At 45.5% G+C, this 19,221-nt stretch carries 18 protein-coding genes; 13 read left to right on the forward strand and 5 right to left on the reverse strand.

The features are described from left to right. Positions 1 to 3: 3 nt before the first annotated feature. The 5 genes from AC1YY3_RS00850 to AC1YY3_RS00870 all read right to left on the reverse strand — a co-directional run bounded on the left by AC1YY3_RS00850 (position 4) and on the right by AC1YY3_RS00870 (position 6,207). Entirely contained in the window at positions 4 to 306 is a 303-nt protein-coding gene (locus AC1YY3_RS00850; protein WP_481823815.1) for a DUF3240 family protein, read from the reverse strand. Next, positions 306 to 3,365: an efflux RND transporter permease subunit gene (locus AC1YY3_RS00855; protein ID WP_481823816.1), complete on the reverse strand. Its 3,060-nt coding sequence runs from the start codon at positions 3,363 to 3,365 to the stop codon at positions 306 to 308. Before AC1YY3_RS00855 ends, AC1YY3_RS00850 begins: the two co-directional genes overlap by 1 nt. Further along, on the reverse strand, positions 3,365 to 4,474 hold the full coding sequence (locus AC1YY3_RS00860) for an efflux RND transporter periplasmic adaptor subunit (protein WP_481823817.1): 1,110 nt from the start codon (positions 4,472 to 4,474) through the stop codon (positions 3,365 to 3,367). The genes AC1YY3_RS00855 and AC1YY3_RS00860 overlap by 1 nt, the downstream gene beginning before the upstream one ends. Further along, the gene (locus AC1YY3_RS00865) at positions 4,471 to 5,730 is read right to left on the reverse strand and encodes a TolC family protein (protein WP_481823818.1); all 1,260 of its coding nucleotides are present in this window, start codon (positions 5,728 to 5,730) and stop codon (positions 4,471 to 4,473) included. Before AC1YY3_RS00865 ends, AC1YY3_RS00860 begins: the two co-directional genes overlap by 4 nt. 78 nt (positions 5,731 to 5,808) lie before the next feature. Next, a complete protein-coding gene (locus AC1YY3_RS00870; RefSeq protein ID WP_482194238.1) occupies positions 5,809 to 6,207 on the reverse strand; it encodes a hypothetical protein in 399 nt (132 codons plus the stop codon). 95 nt (positions 6,208 to 6,302) lie between these two features. On the opposite strand from AC1YY3_RS00870, the gene AC1YY3_RS00875 reads away from it, so the two are divergent. The 13 genes from AC1YY3_RS00875 to glmU all read left to right on the forward strand — a co-directional run bounded on the left by AC1YY3_RS00875 (position 6,303) and on the right by glmU (position 19,221). Next, positions 6,303 to 7,274 (forward strand): Tim44 domain-containing protein, encoded by a 972-nt coding sequence (locus AC1YY3_RS00875; protein WP_481823820.1) that lies wholly within the window; start codon positions 6,303 to 6,305, stop codon positions 7,272 to 7,274. A 647-nt stretch (positions 7,275 to 7,921) separates the two neighbouring features. Then, positions 7,922 to 8,557, forward strand: a complete 636-nt coding sequence (gene pyrE / locus AC1YY3_RS00880) for an orotate phosphoribosyltransferase (protein WP_481823821.1) — start codon at positions 7,922 to 7,924, stop codon at positions 8,555 to 8,557. A 136-nt stretch (positions 8,558 to 8,693) separates the two neighbouring features. After that, positions 8,694 to 10,619 carry a dynamin family protein gene (locus AC1YY3_RS00885; RefSeq protein WP_481823822.1) on the forward strand — a complete coding sequence of 642 codons (1,926 nt, stop codon included), beginning with the start codon at positions 8,694 to 8,696 and terminating at the stop codon, positions 10,617 to 10,619. Positions 10,620 to 10,810: 191 nt separating this feature from the next. Next, complete coding sequence (locus tag AC1YY3_RS00890; protein WP_481823823.1) at positions 10,811 to 11,167, forward strand: ATP synthase subunit I; 357 nt, start codon at positions 10,811 to 10,813, stop codon at positions 11,165 to 11,167. A 78-nt stretch (positions 11,168 to 11,245) separates the two neighbouring features. Further along, positions 11,246 to 12,028, forward strand: coding sequence for a F0F1 ATP synthase subunit A (gene atpB, locus AC1YY3_RS00895; protein ID WP_349020005.1), 783 nt, complete (start codon positions 11,246 to 11,248; stop codon positions 12,026 to 12,028). A 43-nt stretch (positions 12,029 to 12,071) separates the two neighbouring features. Continuing rightward, positions 12,072 to 12,359, forward strand: coding sequence for a F0F1 ATP synthase subunit C (atpE, locus tag AC1YY3_RS00900; RefSeq protein ID WP_481823824.1), 288 nt, complete (start codon positions 12,072 to 12,074; stop codon positions 12,357 to 12,359). A gap of 34 nt (positions 12,360 to 12,393) precedes the next feature. Next, the gene (locus AC1YY3_RS00905; protein WP_481823825.1) at positions 12,394 to 12,864 is read left to right on the forward strand and encodes a F0F1 ATP synthase subunit B; all 471 of its coding nucleotides are present in this window, start codon (positions 12,394 to 12,396) and stop codon (positions 12,862 to 12,864) included. Positions 12,865 to 12,876: 12 nt separating this feature from the next. Continuing rightward, positions 12,877 to 13,410, forward strand: a complete 534-nt coding sequence (locus AC1YY3_RS00910) for a F0F1 ATP synthase subunit delta (RefSeq protein ID WP_481823826.1) — start codon at positions 12,877 to 12,879, stop codon at positions 13,408 to 13,410. A gap of 16 nt (positions 13,411 to 13,426) precedes the next feature. Next, positions 13,427 to 14,968, forward strand: a complete 1,542-nt coding sequence (atpA, locus tag AC1YY3_RS00915) for a F0F1 ATP synthase subunit alpha (protein WP_481823827.1) — start codon at positions 13,427 to 13,429, stop codon at positions 14,966 to 14,968. A gap of 12 nt (positions 14,969 to 14,980) precedes the next feature. Next, positions 14,981 to 15,844, forward strand: a complete 864-nt coding sequence (gene atpG / locus AC1YY3_RS00920) for a F0F1 ATP synthase subunit gamma (RefSeq protein ID WP_481823828.1) — start codon at positions 14,981 to 14,983, stop codon at positions 15,842 to 15,844. Positions 15,845 to 15,885: 41 nt separating this feature from the next. Next, on the forward strand, positions 15,886 to 17,265 hold the full coding sequence (atpD, locus tag AC1YY3_RS00925) for a F0F1 ATP synthase subunit beta (RefSeq protein WP_349025195.1): 1,380 nt from the start codon (positions 15,886 to 15,888) through the stop codon (positions 17,263 to 17,265). Between the two features lie 23 nt (positions 17,266 to 17,288). Further along, positions 17,289 to 17,711 (forward strand): F0F1 ATP synthase subunit epsilon, encoded by a 423-nt coding sequence (locus AC1YY3_RS00930; RefSeq protein ID WP_481823829.1) that lies wholly within the window; start codon positions 17,289 to 17,291, stop codon positions 17,709 to 17,711. A gap of 139 nt (positions 17,712 to 17,850) precedes the next feature. Continuing rightward, a complete protein-coding gene (gene glmU, locus AC1YY3_RS00935) occupies positions 17,851 to 19,221 on the forward strand; it encodes a bifunctional UDP-N-acetylglucosamine diphosphorylase/glucosamine-1-phosphate N-acetyltransferase GlmU (protein WP_481823830.1) in 1,371 nt (456 codons plus the stop codon).

Raw genomic sequence — 19,221 nt, forward strand, 5'->3', positions numbered from 1 at the left:
ACATTAAATATCGCCGCTTTCCAACATCGGCATCACCCAATACTGTAACCCCGCACCAGCAAAATCTTCCTGTAACCGCTTAAGCAAAAGCCTAGCCCCATCTTCATCGACATGGATCTGAAAACAAATTTGTTTCTGGCGACCACTGACTTGTTCAGCCAGCGATAGCCCTTTGTTTTCATGATGATGCACGTTGACGGGAAAGCTGTTGAAGCCGTGTTCGGATTCCAATGTCAACAGGCAATCGACCAGCATTTCCTCTAGGCTTGAAGGCGCGTTGATTATAACCAAACAGTCTTTGTTCATTATGCAACCACCTTGGCTAGGCCAAACCGTTTAAACAGGATAGGCAATAAAAATAAGGTAAGAAAAGTAGAAGACACTAATCCGCCAATGACTACGATTGCCAAAGGCCGTTGAATTTCCGAGCCTGGGCCGGTGGCAAATAGCAAGGGGATTAAGCCGAATGCGGCGATACTGGCAGTCATCATGACCGGGCGTAATCGCCTTGTAGAACCCAGGACAACCACTTTAGCAATGTCCATACCTGTTACCAAAAGCTGGTTGAAATAGCTGACCATCATCACGCCATTCAACACGGCAATCCCTAACAGCGCGATAAAACCAACCGAGGCAGGTACGGACAGGTATTCGCCCGACAACCACAAGGCAAAAACACCACCGACCATCGCTAAAGGAATGTTGGAAAGCACCAATAGCGCTTGTCGCATCGAACCAAAAGTTGAAAACAACAACAGAAAAATCAACCCCAGTGCAACCGGAATAACCAACGACAACGTAGCTGCCGCACGTTGCTGGTTTTCGAATTGACCACCGAATGCAACGGTATAACCCGTGGGCAGTTTGACTTTTTCGGCGACGGCTTGCTTGGCTTCTTCCACAAAACCGACCAAATCCCGTCCTTCGACATTGCTGCGAATGACGGTAAACCGCTGTCCATGTTCCCGCCCTATGGAAACCACACCTTCCACCTTTTTCAAATGGGCGATTGCAGTGATAGGCACATGGCTGCCATTAGGCAAGGTGATTTGCAGGTTATCAAAACTGGCTATGGTGCTGTTGCCACGTACGATTAGGGGCGTACGCTTAATGCCTTCCTGCACTACGCCCAGTTGCAGCCCTTCAATTTGCGCCCGTAACAGGTTTTCGATGCTATCACCATCCAAGCCAAGACGACCTGCCGCTGACCTATCTATAGTCACTTGCAGGAATTGCATACCGCTGTTTTGTTTGACGAATACGTCACTTGAGCCTTGGATATGCTTCAATATCTCGACGATTTCATTGGCTTTCTCTTCCAGTACGGCAAGATCAGCGCCGAATAATTTAACCGCTAAATCGCCCCTTGTACCCGTCAACATCTCGGAAACCCGCATTTCTATAGGCTGGGTAAAGCCGAAGGAAATTCCTGGCATTTGTTCCATGACAGCGCGAATTTTTTCAATTAACGCTTCTTTTGAAGAAACTTGCCATTCGGCTTTGGGTTTAAGCACCAAAAATGTGTCGGTTTCATTAAGCCCCATCGGGTCCAACCCCAACTCATCAGAACCTACCCGTGCAACAACCGTGGTGATTTCTGGAATTTCCCTTAGCAGCATTTTTTGTATCTGCCCATCCAAAGCAACCGATTGTTCCAAGGTAATCGACGGTAATTTTTCGACCTGAACAATGATATCGCCTTCGTCCATCGTTGGCATAAAGGTGCTACCGATCTGGGTAAAGACTAAAGCGGTCACAACCAACAATCCACCTGCAATGAAGTAGAGCTTTTTGCTGTTCTCAAGACACCAAAGTAGGGCAGGTTGGTAAAGACCCAGTAACTTACGCGGCAACCACGGTTCCTCGTGTGTGACTTCCTTGAGCAAAAACGAAGCCAGCACGGGAATCACGCTTAACGATAAAATTAGGGATCCGCCCAGCGCATACACAATCGTTAACGCTACAGGGGTAAACAACTTACCTTCCAAGCCTTGCAAGGTCAGCAAAGGCAGAAACACGATGATGATAATCAAAATACCTGAAGTCACCGGCACCGCCACTTCCCGCGTGGCGCGGTAGATGACATGCAAACGCGGCAAGCGCTCGGCTTTTTCCTTATGTGCCAAATGGGTAATAATATTTTCGACCACGACCACCGCCGCATCGACCAGCATACCAATCGCTATCGCCAAGCCACCGAGGCTCATCAAGTTTGCTGACATGCCGGTAAACTTCATCAGTATAAATGTCACCATCGCCGCCATCGGTAATGCTAAGGCGACGGTAAGAGCAGCCCGCAGGTTACCCAAAAACAAGATCAGCAGGATAACCACCAGCACGATGGCTTCCATGAGTGCATGGAATACGGTATCGACCGCCTTATCCACGAGGTCGCCACGATTATAAAAAACCTTGACCTTTACGCCTTCAGGAAAACCTGGGGTGATTTCTGCCAATTTTTCCTCGATACCGACGATAGTCTGCCGAGCATTTGCGCCACGAAGACTCAACACCAAACCTGTGACCGCTTCACCTTTGCCGTCTTTACTGACCGCACCGTAACGGGTCAAAGCACCGATGGAAACATCGGCCACATCGCCGACGGTAATCGACATGCCCTGATTGCTATCGACCACGATGGCTTTGACATCTTCCAAGGTTTTAATGCGGCCTTCGGCGCGGACGATCAACGCTTCTTCGCCCTCGGTCATGCGCCCTGCGCCATCATTACGGTTATTGGTTTGTAACGCACTAATTAACTTGTCCATGTTAATCCCACGCGCTGCCAAACGTGCATTATCTGGCATCACGACAAAGCTTCTGACCGTACCACCCAATGAATTCACATCGGCAACACCTGGAACAGTCCTAAGAGCAGGTCGGATAACCCAGTCCAACAAATCACGCTTTTCCATGAGGCTTAAACCAGCACCTTCAATGGAAAACATGAACATTTCCCCCAACGGCGTGGTCATCGGTGCAATACCACCGCTCACGCCAGACGGTAAATCGCCCCATAAGGTATTCAAGCGTTCGGCAATCTGCTGACGCGCCCAAAAAATATCGGTGCCTTCTTCAAAATCAACGGTGATGTCAGTCAACGCATATTTGGCGATAGAACGCAGCATGGTTTGGTGCGAAATGCCCAGCAAATCAACTTCGATCGGCGCAGTAATCCTGGCCTCAACCTCTTCCGGCGTCATGCCGGGTGCTTTGACGATAATTTTTACCTGTGTGGGCGAAACTTCAGGGAACGCGTCGATAGGGATATTTTTGAACGCATAATAACCTCCTCCTGCCAGTAGAAATACAGCTAACAGGATGAGTATGCGCTGACTGAGCGCAAAACGTATTAGCCCCGCCATTATTCACCACTCCCTAAACCCAACCAATTTGCTTTGAGCGCAACCGCGTTATTCATGGCGATTTCCTCGTTTCCAGAAAAATTGCCAGTAACGACCGAACCGTCTGATTGTTTACCCAATATGGTGACCGGACTAATCTTGAAACCGCCTTTATCCCTGATGAAAACGTAAGTTTTGCCGTCATTGTGGGCAATAGCAGCATCGGGTAGCAGATAGGTTTCAGCGTCGCTGGTTTGGAGATGTTGGATTGTTACTTTTTGTCCGATACGGACTGATGACGGGTTATCCCTGATGACAGCCCTGGACAGGATCGTTTGGTTTTCTGGATTGACACTTTGTCCCAACACCTTAATTTCGGCCTCAACCAACGTGTTTTCCACCTGCACTTTATCGCCGATTTTTATGTCGTCGATGTAATCTTGAGGAATGTTGATTTCCAGCCAAAGCTCATCAAGGTTGGCTACGCGATACAGCGGTGACATGGGATCTACATGCGTACCGGAAACCGCCATGCGTTCAATCACCCTGCCAGTTATCGGTGATCTTATACTGATCTGGCTGACCAAACGACCTGTGCTATCTAGCTGTTTGACATCAGCAGCCGTCAATCCGGCAAGTTGCAGCAATTGTTTTGCCTCATTTGCTTCTATCATCGCCGCGTTATACAAGCTAAACGCTTCTTGTTCGCTCCTCCCAGAAATGACACCTTCTTTAAGTAATTTTTTATCCCGGTTATAGGTAGCGGAAGCCAGTTTCAAAGCGCCAACGGTTTTCAGATAATTTCCTTGCAAAGTCAGCAAATCAGGGCTGTTAATTAGCCCTAAAACCTCGCCTTTTTCGACCTTATCGCCTACCGAAGCATTCATTTTGATGACTAATCCTGCTTGCGAAGTGCTGACAATAAATTCATGGGCAGGAGGAACGACTACTTTCGCCGGCGCTGTGAATAACGGAATATGACTGGCAGGTGCTAACTTGCTAAGTTTTATGCCAATATTATCAAACTGTTGCTGTGTTAGCTGGATGAAATTACCCTCTGCCCAGGAAATAGGGCTAATGCCAAACAACCCTAATGTTGTAAGCAACAGCAAACTTTTAAACTTATTCATGGCAACACTCCTACTGCCTGGTTATAGAGCGCAATATCGCGTTCCAACATGATTGCCCGTTCTTTTGCACTCAAAACCGCTTGTTGCGTCCTGGATTGTGTTTTCAACAGATCCATCAAATTAATCTCTCCGACGGAAAAACTCAGCTGCATCATGCCCAAATGTTCTTCAGCAACCCGCTTCAGTTCATTGGCAATTTCAAGCTCTGCCTCATTGACTTCCAGATTGTGTTCCGCCTCATGGTGGGCAAGTTCCAAATCCCTGTAAAACTGTTCGCGGTCGGCTATTAATCGGTTAAGCTCGACATTAAGTGCTGCAATTTGCGGCTGTAGGTGTTCTGAACCGCCAAAAGGAATGTTTACGCCTATGTTGAAGCTCTCGGTGTCATTGGTGCGTGGATCCTTGTTACTGCCTCGATCACTATTGACCCCGACTGTTAGATTGGTTTGTCCTGAACCCACCAATTTGAGCGCCTTTATTTCTGATTGTTTACGTTCGATCTGGCTGTTGATAGCCACGAAGGCCGGGTGGCTAAACTCAATTTTCTTTAAATTAACCAGCTTTTCCTGGTACGCAGCTGGAACTTTGGTGAGCTGGGTAATACTTGCATACCGTTTGCGGGCGTGCATAAGTTCGGCTTCAGCTTGCGTGAGAATTGAGAGTTTCTGCAAAAGTTCGGATTGTGCGAGCAAAACATCAGCCCTGGGAAGATCGCCCAATTCAACCCGTCGTTCCACTTTGGACAACAACTGCTCAAAGACATTTATTTCCGCACGGGCTTGCTCGTAGCGGACTTGTTGTAATTCCATATCCCAGAGCGCACCCCTTACCAATCCAGCAATACGTAACTTAGTTGCCACAGATTGCAAGTCGGCGCTGTTTTCAGCCTTGATGCCGCGTTCTCTCTCAGCATCGCGCTGACCCAAATTCCATAATGGCACTTGCACCGTCGCGTCGATATAGTGCAACGTTCCGCTGGTCGCTTCTTGAAAGCGTAGACCTGCTTGGGATGCACCTGCCGTCCAGCTTTCCCCGCGTTGCTTAATAGCCGTCGCCTCTTCTTCCAGGGATTTCAACCAGGCCATATCAGGAAATTTTTCCATAGTCAGTTCAACAACTTTGGCTAAGGTCAGCGAGTTATCGACTTCTATGGGGTCATTATGGGCAACAGTGGGCTTAGGTTGTTCTGCAACTGCAACAGTTGCGAACAGCAAAAACACGACCAAAGCCCTTGTACAAAGTTTTATAGCAAACATAGGCAAGCTCAATGCGGGAAACCGCTTATTTTTAAACGAAAAGCAAAATGTCCTATTCAGGACTAAATAAAGCGTAGCTTATTGAGGGGGAGGTGCGCGTGGGGATAGTGTGGAAAGGTGTCTTCGGAAACTGAATGACTGCCGTTGCGGCGAAAAGTTGTTGTCGCTTTCGGGCAACGCGGCTATCTGGAATTGATGGGATGGCAGCAAGGCAAAGAAATGATCTGCGCTCTCGACGAAAAGATCCTGCGGATTTTTGATTCCTGCATCAACTACAATCAGCAAGCCCTCGGAATCCCAAGCGACATTGACATTCTGAATAACAGGGGCATCTTGGTTTGTACGGTATGACTCAAGGCCTGGTATATGGAAACCCTGATTGAAATTTTTATCGCCCGTATGTGCATGAACCAATGGCGCAAACAATTGCAGCATTGCCAACATGATAATAAGGGATTTACGGAGAACGAGTACCATGGATAAATGGTATTCTATATATTGATAATTAACAACTTGAAACTTTTACCCATCTCCCCCATCTTAGTGTTGCTCGATTTAACTTTGAGGAAATTATGAAAATCCAAACTGGCATACTCTTTAGCGCGTTACTTTCACTGTTTTTGGTTTTTGCTGGCTTAAACGACGCAGAAGCCAGACGTTTCGGAGGCGGCAGCTCGTTCGGTGGCAGGTCATCCTACAGCGCACCTTACCAACGCTCGGCAGCCCCAACGCGGTCAGCCACTCAACAACAAGCAGGCAAACAATCGCCAGCAGCGGCGCGTCCAAGCTGGGCTAATCGTGGGCTGATGGGCATGTTGGGCGGTTTGGCTATCGGCGGTTTATTAGGCTCGATGTTTATGGGCGGCGGCTTTCATGGCCTTAACTTTATGGATATGCTGGTTTTTGGCGGCATTGCGTTTTTCCTCTACAGAATGTTTGCGGCACGTAAGGCATCTGCACAACAACCTATCTTTGGTCAAACTAGCGGCAGAAGCACTCATGATAGTTATCAAGATAAGTCTTCCAGCTACCAACAACACCCTGACCCATCGGCACAAAACAGCTCGACAGGCTTTAATACTGACATATTGTTTGATAAAAACAAAAAATCGGCTGAATTGTCAGACCAAAGCGTTCAACAAGATGCAGGTTTCAACACTTACGTCATACCCGCAGGTTTTGATGAACAAGGTTTCCTGGCTGGCGCAAAAATCGCTTACAAAAACTTGCAGAAAGCCTGGGATGAGCGCGATTTGGCTGAAATCAGAGGTTTAACCACCGATAAAGTTTTCGCCGAAATACAAGACCAAATCAACGCATCAACCGAAGAAAACCACACTGACATCCTGAAATTAGAAGCCGAAATACTGGAAGTGCGCGAAATCGGCAACGAAATCGAAGCCGTCGTCCTATTCGACACCGTCATGCGCGAAGACCGCGAAGCCCAAGCCGGACAAGTGCGGGAAGTTTGGCATTTTGTTAAGCCCAATAATCCTAAGCAAACCAAGTGGTTGCTGGATGGGATACAGCAGTTGGCGGATTAAACGGTCACTCTTGAAAAGTAAACCAGACGGGCAACAAGCCGTCTGACCTAGGAGAACGATAAAGTTGAGAAGTACGGAGTCAAAAAACCTGTTTTTTGATTCCAAACAGCGAATGGCGAAGTGCAAACCTAGGTTTGTACTCCAGGTGAAAGGGATCTCAACGCTTATAACGGCAGTGACGTTGCGGCGTGGGAATGACCGCTAGGGACAGTGTTCATTCCCACGCCAGTGGGAACTATAAAGCCTGGCTTTAGGGCAAAAAAGCTCCAATTAAGGGTTTTTTTTCGTTAAATTTATTACTTCACCCTATGCAATGTACCAGTAAATACAGAATCGTGGCTACAATAGAAACGAAGATCTGTACTACAAATATTGTCGGAAAATACTACCGTTTGGTAATTGTATCTCACTTCCATGCTCATTTTATCAGCGGATAATACACCAAATACTTTTACAAGTACGTCACCACAAGTTCCCCTAGTATTGTCATTTTGAGGTTTACAACCTAGTGCGCTCATCTATTGCAAGTTGCATCAGGATATATATTCCAATCATTGCAATCTATTTCCTGAGTAGTACCGATCCCTCTAGTAGTGATTTGGTGTGTTATATATAATCCAATGGCACACAACTGGACAATAACCTTAATGCACAACTATCAAAAAGAATTTATTGCATACGCACTGGACTGCGGCGTACTGAAATTCGGTGAATTTCAGTTAAAATCAGGTCGAATTAGCCCGTATTTTTTCAACACAGGACTGTTTAACACCGGTGCAAAATTGAACAAGTTGGGCGAGTTCTATGCCCAGGCACTCATACAGTCGGATGTAAAGCCCGATATTATGTACGGGCCAGCCTATAAAGGCATTCCATTGGTGACTGCAACTGCTATTGCCTACTCACAAATAACAGCTTGCGACATTCCTTTTGCATTTAATCGCAAAGAAGCAAAAGATCACGGTGAAGGCGGTGATTTAGTGGGTTCCAGCTTACAAGGCAGAGTGTTAATAGTTGATGATGTCATAACTGCCGGTACCTCAGTTAGAGAATCCGTCGATATTATTTTACGGGCGGGTGCTGTGCCAGCAGGTGTTTTGATCGCGTTGGACAGGCAGGAAAAGGCGCAAAACCGACTTTCTGCTATTCAGGAAGTAACGGAATGCTTTAAAATTCCTGTGCTAGCGATTATTACACTGGAAAATATTATCGACTACATTGAAACCCATGCGGGTAGCCAATTGGACGCAATACTTCAGTATCGAAAGCAGTATGGCGTTTAATGTTAAACAATTATCAAAAATAAGCTTACTAAAACTTACAGTTCCACGGATATAGTCTACAATTAGCGGGAAATAATATAGCTGATAATTTGACTATCCTTACTTATAAAACCATGTCAGAAACCAAGGGCTTGCCATGAGTAATATGGAATTTAAAGAGCAAATGCACGAGTACTCGCTATGGCGAGCAAAGTTGATACAGGGTATAGAAATGTATCATCAGTGGCGTATACGCTACGATGTGAACGATCCCCACAGTAACAACACCATTCTGAATGTGCTTAGTGGTCTGCAACAAGACCGTATCACACTAGCTTTCGTTGCAGAATTTTCGCGCGGTAAAAGCGAACTTATTAATGCTTTGTTTTTTGCTGAAACAGGTCTTAGGCTGTTGCCGTCTTCGCCTGGGCGTACGACCATGTCGCCAACTGAACTCTTTCACGATGTAGAAGGCGGTGACTATATCCGCTTGTTAGAAATTGAAAGTCGGCTTGAAGATATTTCTATGGCGGAGTTTAAAAATACGCCCGAAAGATGGAAACAAATTGATTTAGATTTTAACTCTCCCGCGCAAATGCAGGAAGCTTTCAAAGCTTTGGTAGCCACAAAAATGGTTGACCGTGATCTTGCTGATAAGCTGGGCTTATGGAATGAACGTGAGGCCGCCGAGCAGGGTATTATCAATCCAGAAAAAGTGGAGGTTCCTTGCTGGCGGCATGCCATCATCAGCTTCCCCCATCCGCTATTAAAAGAAGGCTTAACCATCCTCGATACCCCTGGTTTGAATGCCTTAGGAGCAGAACCTGAGCTGACCTTAAGTATGTTACCCAGCGCTCAAGCCATCGTGTTTGTCATTGCCGCAGATACGGGTGTTACCAAAAGTGATATGGATATGTGGCGTAACCACGTATGTCATGCCCGTGGTGGTAGCAAGCGCGGTTTGGCTGTGGTAATGAACAAAATCGATTCTATGTGGGATGATTTGTCAGGTGATACGGGTTATCAAGCATCGATCCAGTCACAAGTTAAAACCTCCGCAACCACCTTAAAAATTGAAGAAGGGGCGATTTTTCCCGTATCTGCTAAGCAAGCGTTGCTTGCCAAAGTTAAAAAAGATAAAGCCTTGCTGGAAAGAAGCAGGATTTCGTTATTAGAGACTTATCTAGCGGAGGATATCGTCAAACAACGGCGCAATATCCTGATGGAAACCGTTACCAGAGACATTGGCTTTTTGGTCAATGAATCATTAAGTTTAACGGAATCGTCACTGGCAAACGGAATCTCACAACTTGAGGAATTCAAGAAAATTGACTTCCAAAATCAGGATATGACGGGTAAGTTGATGGCGGAAACCCGTGATCGGCAAAATCTGTATATGTCCAACATTGAAAACTTCCAGGCCAGTCGCCGCGTATTTAATGTTCAGGCTAAGATGCTGATTGATTCTTTCTCCAAGGAAAGAATTGATGCTATCATCAAAAATACCAAGCATGATATGTCGAAAAGCCTGACGACTTACGGCATGAAACAAAGTATCCGCAAATTGTTTGATGATTTGCGTGATTTGCTCCAAGATTCGGTCGATATTACCAACGAAACCCGCCGTTTAGTAAAAGCGATACACAAAAAATTCCATGATGAATATGGCTTTAAAGAGATAGAGCCTCAGCTATTTTCGATTAAACAATACCAGTTTGAGCTAGAACAAGTGTTCGCGGAAGGCGAAACTTTCCGAGTCAGCGCCAAGACGACAATGACTGAGCAAAGTGTTGTAATCAACAGGCTATATAGCACCTTGATTGCAAAGGCTAGGAACATACTCAGGCAGGCACATGCTGATGCAGGGGCTTGGAGCAATGGTGTATTGACACCATTAATGCACCAAATTAAAGACCACAAGAAACAAATCGAAAATCGTTTACAAATGCTGAAGAAGATGAACGAATCTAAAGGTACGGTAGCCGAAAATATTGCCGCGCTTGAAGCAGAGATTGAGCCGCTTAAGAAGCAAAGAAGTGAATTGATGATGATGATTAAGGGAATGCAGATTAACGATAGTTAGTTGTTGGTTAATTGAAAGTGCTTAATCAAGGGTGATATAAGCGCAATTGAAAGACCTCAATTTTTTTAAAGCCGAGTTAGTTTTCGGAAAGCGGTTAAAAACTCAGCGTTGCATTCACTTGTTAGCTTATCCACCTTGATTTAGTGCGTCCTGACAGATATAATCCTCGGACTAATGTATTTGGAGGTTTTGTGGCAGCTAGAGGTTCATCTACTGTCGCTAAAATCCTGGGTTATCAAATATTGATAATCGCGGTAGTTAGCTTAGGTTTTGGTGTTGGAGGTTGGCAAAAAGCCTTCTCAGCAACCATAGGCGGGTTCACAGCCTTCGTTCCAAACCTGTATTTTGCGCTACGCGTAGCTGGATCGGCGGAGCAAGACGCGAGAAAGATTTTACGGTCTTTTTACGTGGGTGAATCAGTAAAGCTGTTGCTGACAGTGGCGCTGTTCATGTTGATTTTTCAAATCCCAAACATTGAAATTTTACCGTTGATGGCAGGTTATGTCGCTGCCTTATCGGTTTTTTGGTTTGCGCTCTTATTGCAGTGAATTTAAAGGGCTGCGTTGAGTTTAATTAAGATGCAGTGAATTTAATCAGGCTGCGCTGAATATTTTTTGAGAGGAACAATGGCTACCGAAGCTCACGCCGCAGAAGGTGCAACCGGTTATATCATCCATCACTTGACCCCACTAAGCGTGGGTGAGGGATTTTGGACATTACACCTGGACACCCTGTTTTTTTCGGCTGTATTAGGTGGGCTATTTGTTTGGTTCTTCAAGAAAGCGGCAGAAAATGCCACGACCGAAGTTCCTGGCCTTGTGCAAAATTTCGTCGAAATGATGGTCGAATTCGTTGATACCCAAGTCAAAGACAGCTTTCATGGGCATAGCAAACTGATTGCACCGCTCGCCCTGACCATTTTTTGCTGGGTTTTTCTGTTCAACTTCATGGATTTGTTCCCTATAGACCTGTTGCCAGCTATTGGTTCGGTTATGGGCATCCCATATTTGCGCGTAGTGCCAAGTACCGATTTAAACGCAACTTTCGCCTTATCCATATCAGTATTCTGCCTGATTATTTTTTACAATTTGAAAATCAAAGGCTTGTGGAATTTTTCCAAGGAATTGTTGTTTCACCCATTTAACCACTGGTTGTTGATCCCTTTTAACCTACTGCTTAACTTTGTCGAATATCTGGCGAAGCCGATTTCACTTGCACTTCGGTTATTTGGTAACCTGTATGCAGGTGAATTGATATTTATGTTGATTGCTTTATTGCCTGCGTATCTCCAGCCTGTATTGAGCTTACCTTGGGCCATATTTCATATATTAATTATCACGTTGCAGGCCTTTATCTTCATGGTATTGACGATTGTCTACCTGAGTATGGCGCACGAAGAAGCCCATTAACTATTTATAACTTACTTTTAATTACACTACGTTTGGAGTTGTCATGGAAATTGCTAAATTAATCGCCGATGTACAAGGTATGACTGCGATTGCTGTCGGTCTGGTTTTGGGTATGGGCGCGTTGGGAACCGCTATCGGCTTTGGTCTATTGGGCGGAAAATTCCTAGAAGGCGCGGCACGTCAACCAGAAATGGTACCGATGTTACAGGTCAAAATGTTCATCGTTGCTGGTCTGCTGGATGCGGTAACTATGATCGGTGTTGGTTTGGCACTGTTCTTCACCTTTGCGAACCCATTCTTGTCAGCGGTACAGGCTGCTGCTGTGGGCTAAGATTTTTTAATAACAGTCACGCGAGGAACAGTTCATGAGTATCAATATTACTCTGATTGGTCAGATCATTACGTTTGCGCTCCTTGTTTGGTTTGTAATGGAGTATGTCTGGCCGGTATTATTTACCGCTTTAGAAGAACGTAAAAAGAAGATTGCTGATGGTTTGGCAGCGGCTGAAAAAGGTCACGAAGATATGCTGTTGGCGGAACAAAAAGCCAAAGGGCTTTTAAAAACCGCTAAAGACCAATCATCTGATATTGTAAGTTTGGCACAAAGGCAAGCTAACGAGATCGTTGAAGAATCCAAAAACACTGCCAAAAAAGAAGGCGACCGCTTGATTCTTGCAGCAAAAGCGCAGATAGATCAAGAAGTACAACACAGTAAGGAAACCTTACGTAAAGAAGTTGCAGCCTTGGCCGTTGCCGCAGCAGAACAAATTTTGGTTGCGGAAATCGACAAAACCAAACACCAAGAGATTGTGAATAAAATCTCAAATAGGTTATAAGAAGGTTAAAACATGAGTGAATTGGCGACCTTAGCGAGACCCTATGCTTCTGCAGTATTTAAGCGAGCCAAGGAAACCGTCTCCGCTGCAAAGTGGTCCGAAAACTTGGCCTTTCTGTCAGCAGTTATTGGCAGCAAAGAAATATCGGTGTTGGTCAATAATCCGAAAGTCAAGAAAGACAGGCTTACCGAGCTGTTACTTGATGTTAGCAAAGGACAAATCGACAACGAAGGTGTCAATTTCCTGCAATTGTTAGTACAAAATAATAGACTGGCTTTATTGCCTGACATCGCCAAACTTTTTGAAGAACAAAAGGCCGAAGATGAAGGTTATATTGCCGTCGAAGTGTTAACCGCTTTCGATTTTACCAAAGAGTCGCAACAAAAGTTTGCTGAAACCTTGGAAAAAACATTAAGCAAAAAAGTTCACATGAATGTGACCTTGGATAAATCATTAATAGGCGGTGTCCTGGTGCGTGCTGGCGACCGTGTTATTGATGGTTCCGTTAGGGGTCAACTCCAAAATTTGCAAAAGGCTCTACTGTAAGAGTGAGAAATAGAACATGCAATTAAATCCATCTGAAATCAGTGATCTGATAAAAAAGAAGATCGAAAACTTCGATCTTAGCGCAGAATCCCACACCGAAGGCACTGTTGTCAGTGTGACCGATGGTATCGTGAGAATTCATGGTCTGTCCCAAGCCATGCAGGGCGAAATGCTGGAGTTTCCAGGCAATGCCTTCGGTATGGCGCTTAACCTGGAAAGGGATTCCGTCGGTGCGGTCGTCCTGGGTGCTTATCAGCACATTTCAGAAGGCGATACCGTCAAATGCACAGGCAAAATTTTAGAAGTTCCCATTGGACGGGCATTATTAGGTCGCGTTGTTGATGCTTTGGGTAATCCCATAGATGGTAAAGGCGCTATCGCCACCACTGAAACTGCACCTATAGAAAAAATTGCCCCTGGCGTAATTGCCCGGCAATCAGTAGACCAGCCAGTTCAGACAGGATTGAAATCAATTGATGCGATGATCCCAATTGGTAGAGGCCAGCGCGAATTGATTATCGGTGACCGCCAAACTGGAAAAACTGCTATTGCTATTGATGCCATCATTAACCAAAAAGGTACAGGCATTAAATGTATCTACGTGGCTATTGGTCAAAAACGTTCATCCATTGCAAACGTGGTACGCAAGCTAGAAGAACATGGCGCAATGGAACATACCATTGTTGTCGTGGCTTCTGCTTCCGAATCTGCTGCATTGCAGTTTATTGCGCCTTACACGGGTTGCTCAATGGGCGAATACTTCAGGGATTGCGGCGAAGACGCACTCATTATTTACGATGATTTGACCAAACAAGCCTGGGCTTATCGTCAAGTATCATTACTGCTCCGCCGTCCGCCAGGCCGTGAAGCGTATCCAGGTGACGTATTTTATTTGCACTCCCGTTTGCTGGAACGGGCTTCCCGCATCAACGCCGCAGAAGTTGAAAAACTGACGGGCGGAAAAGTGAAAGGAAAGACCGGATCGCTCACTGCTTTACCCATCATCGAAACCCAAGGTGGTGACGTGTCGGCTTTCGTACCTACCAACGTGATTTCAATTACGGACGGACAGATCTTCCTGGAAAGCAACCTGTTTAACTCAGGTATTCGTCCCGCCGTAAATGCTGGCTTATCAGTTTCCCGTGTCGGTGGTGCTGCACAAACCAAGATTATCAAAAAACTGGGCGGTGGAACGCGTCTGGATTTGGCGCAATACCGTGAGTTAGCGGCATTCGCGCAATTTGCATCTGACTTGGATGAAAGCACACGCAAACAGATTGAGCGCGGTCAACGCGTCACTGAATTGATGAAGCAAAACCAGTATTCACCTATGTCGGTTGCCCAAATGGCAGTATCACTATTTGCCGCCAACGAAGGCTTTTTGGATGCCGTGGAAGTCAACAAAGTCCTAGCCTTTGAAGCATCACTATTGTCTTACATGAAATCAGAACATGCCGCCTTGATGGACACCATCAATACGACGGGCGATTTTTCAGATGATATTAAGCAAGGCATGAAGACCGCTATTGAATCTTTCGTTAAAACGCACAGTTGGTAACAAGGGTTTCTAATGGCTGTTGGTAAAGAAATACGAAGTAAGATCGCCAGTATTAAAAATACGCAAAAAATCACGCGTGCCATGGAAATGGTTGCGGCCAGTAAAATGCGTAAAACCAAAGACAGGATGCAAGCGACGCGGCCTTATTCAAAAAGAATTGGTCAGATTATCAAGCATTTGGCACATGCCAATCCTGAATATAAGCACGGCTTTCTCGTTCAACGTGAAATTAAGCGTGTGGGAATTATCGTCGTTAGCTCGGACAGGGGTTTGTGCGGTGGGCTGAATGCAAACCTCTTCAGAAAAGCCTTGACCTACTTAATAGGGTGGGAAAAAGCTGGGATCGAAGTCGATGTCTGCACCATAGGCACAAAAGCGTCCGGTTTCTTTGGCAACTTGAAAACCCATTTGGTTGGGCAAGTCGTCAAGCTGGGTGATGCGCCGCACTTGAATGATATTGTCGGTATTATCAAGATCATGTTAGATGCTTATGCCGAAGGTCGTATCGACGAGCTATATGTCGTTAATAACGAATTCGTCAACACCATGACGCAGCAACCAACCGTCAATAGAATGTTACCTGTTGTTGCCGATGAAATCGAAGAAACCTTGGGTGGACACTGGGATTATATTTATGAACCAGATGCCAAAGAAGTCCTCGACCATTTGCTGACCAGATATATAGAATCCATCGTTTACCAAGGGTTAGTAGAAAATAATGCCTGTGAGCAAGCGGCACGAATGGTGGCGATGAAGAGTGCTTCCGATAATGCCGGAAATCTTATCAAAGAATTGCAACTGATTTACAACAAGGCACGGCAAGCCGCTATCACTCAGGAAATTTCAGAAATCGTGGCCGGTGCGGCAGCGGTTTAGAGCATTAAGCTAAGCGAATTATTATTTAAGAGGATAACTCAATGAGTTTGGGTAAAGTCGTTCAGATCATAGGTGCGGTTGTTGACGTGGAGTTTTCACGCGAAGATATGCCTAAGGTTTATGATGCGTTAAACGTAGAAGGTAAAGACTTGGTGCTGGAAGTCCAGCAACAATTAGGTGATGGTGTCGTAAGGACTATCGCTATGGGTAGTACAGACGGCTTAAGCCGTGGACTGTCCGTAAGCAACACCAAAGCGCCGATTGCCGTGCCAGTGGGTAAAGAAACCTTAGGACGTATCATGAACGTGTTGGGTCAACCGATAGACGAAAAAGGCCCGATTGGCGAAAAAGTCAAATGGGGCATACATCGGGAAGCACCGAGTTATGCTGACCAAGCGGCAGCCAATGAATTGCTGGAAACCGGAATCAAGGTTATCGACTTAGTTTGCCCTTTCACTAAAGGCGGTAAAGTCGGCTTGTTCGGTGGTGCCGGTGTAGGCAAAACCGTCAACATGATGGAGCTTATCCGTAATATAGCTATCGAACACAGCGGTTATTCCGTGTTTGCGGGTGTCGGTGAACGTACTCGTGAAGGGAATGACTTCTACCACGAAATGACCGACTCCAACGTAATCGACAAAGTATCGCTGGTTTACGGACAGATGAACGAGCCACCTGGAAACAGACTACGTGTCGCATTGACCGGTTTGACAATGGCGGAATATTTCCGTGACGAAGGCCGTGACGTGTTGTTCTTCGTGGACAATATTTACCGTTATACACTGGCAGGAACGGAAGTATCTGCGTTATTAGGCCGTATGCCTTCTGCGGTAGGTTATCAACCGACACTTGCGGAAGAAATGGGGGTGTTGCAAGAACGTATTACTTCAACCAAGACAGGATCTATCACATCAATCCAAGCGGTTTACGTACCAGCCGACGATTTGACCGACCCTTCGCCAGCAACAACATTCGCGCATTTGGATGCGACCGTGGTATTGTCCCGACAAATCGCTGAGTTAGGTATTTACCCCGCGATTGATCCTTTAGATTCTACCAGCCGTCAGTTAGATCCACTGGTCATTGGTCAAGAGCATTATGATGTTGCCCGTAAAGTGCAAGGCATTTTGCAACGGTATAAAGAGCTTCGCGATATTATTGCTATTCTTGGTATGGATGAGCTTTCCGAAGAGGATAAGTTAACTGTATCCAGGGCGCGTAAAATGCAACGATTCTTGTCGCAACCGTTCTTTGTTGCTGAAGTGTTTACCGGATCGCCAGGAAAGTATGTTTCCTTGAAAGATACCATCGCAGGATTTAAAGGTATTATTGATGGGGAATATGATGCTATTCCTGAGCAAGCGTTTTACATGGTCGGCACGATAGAAGAAGTGCTGGAAAAAGCCAAGAACATGAAATAAGCTGACGCACCACAGAGAAAATTATGGTCATGACCGTACATGTAGACATCGTTAGTGCAGAAAAGGAAATCTTTTCTGGCTTAGCGGAAATGGTATTTGCACCTGCTGAACTGGGCGAAGTCGGTATTTCGCCTCGGCACGCGCCGTTTATCACCCGTTTAAAACCCGGCGAAGTGCGCGTTAAAGTCAGCGAAACAGAAAGTTACCCTTTCTACGTTTCCGGTGGAATGCTGGAAGTGCAGCCGCATTTAGTGACTGTGTTGGCGGATACGGCAATTCGGGCAAAAGACATAGATGAAGCCGCCGCCATCGAAGCGAAAATAAGAGCAGAAGAAGCCTTGGCAGACAAGTCCGGTAAAATAGATTACGTAACCGCTCAAGCGAAATTGGCGGAGGCTATCATGCAATTAAGGACATTGGACAGACTAAGAAAGCGCGGGGGTTAAACGTTATTTCTCACCACGTCAAAATGAACATTAGCCCGTTAGTATGGAATATACTGACGGGCTTTTTTGTTTATGAAAAGCTATTATTATGGCCTCTTGCGTTCAAAAGTTTTCAACCATCAGCTTTTAGGTATTAGAAATGAAATTAACGACAATCATTCTGGCCGCTGGCAAAGGCACACGAATGTGCTCGGAAACCCCCAAAATCCTGCACAAAATAGCCGACCGCTCACTATTGGAGCATGTTTACGATATGAGTAAACAATTGCCCGACAATAAGATCAAGATTGTTTATGGTCATGGCGGTGAATTGGTCAGGGAAAGCCTAAATCAGCTAGAAGCCACTTGGATAGAGCAAAAACAACAGCTTGGTACAGGTCACGCGGTACAGCAAGTCGCCGACCAGATCGGTGATACTGATACTGTATTGATACTGTATGGAGACGTACCTTTACTAAAATTGACTACCGTACAGGCGTTATTGGCAAACGTGAGTGACGAATCGCTAGGCTTACTCACCGTCCAGCTTACTGATCCTAAAGGTTACGGCAGGATAGTGCGGAACACATCAGGGCAAGTACAAAAAATTGTCGAAGAAAAAGATACCAGCGATAACGAAAAATTAATAAAAGAAGTTAATACTGGCATTATGGCTATGAAAGGTAGCAAATTAAAATCATGGTTGAGCCAGATCAAAACTAACAATGCTCAAGGTGAGTATTACTTGACGGATATTATCGAAATGGCTGTGGGTCAAAATATTAGCGTAATTACCAATCAGCCAAGTACCGAAGATGAAGTTATGGGTGTTAATAACCGGATGCAACTTAGCCATTTGGAACGGGTTTACCAAAAAGAGCAAGCCGAAAGCTTAATGGAGCAAGGCGTAACCTTGCGTGATCCAGCACGGTTTGATTTGAGAGGTAGTCTTCAGTCATTAGGTCAAGATATAGAAATAGACATCAATGTGATATTGGAAGGAAAAAATACCCTAGGAAGCAACGTCACCATAGGTGCAAATACGCGGATCAAAAATTCCGTTATCGGTGACTATGTAGAAATTCTTGATAATTGTGTGATTGAAGATGCGGTCATCGGTGCAGGTAGCCGCATTGGACCATTCGCTCGATTGCGCCCTGAAACCGTTTTGGGTACAAACGTTCACATCGGCAACTTTGTGGAAATAAAAAAGTCAGAGGTGGCAGAAAAAAGCAAAATCAACCATTTAAGCTATATCGGTGACACCACCGTGGGCAGCAATGTCAATATTGGTGCAGGGACGATTACCTGCAACTATGACGGAGCCAACAAATTCAGGACGGTGATTGAAGACGGTGCGTTTATCGGCTCGGACACGCAATTGGTTGCACCCGTTACGGTTGGCAAAAATGCCACGATAGGCGCAGGTTCAACCATCACTAAAGACAGCCCTGAAAATCAACTGACCTTGAGCAGGTCAAAGCAGGTTTCGATTTCAGGCTGGCAACGACCTATAAAGAAGGAAAAATAA

Source organism: Methyloglobulus sp. (genome assembly GCF_964779595.1).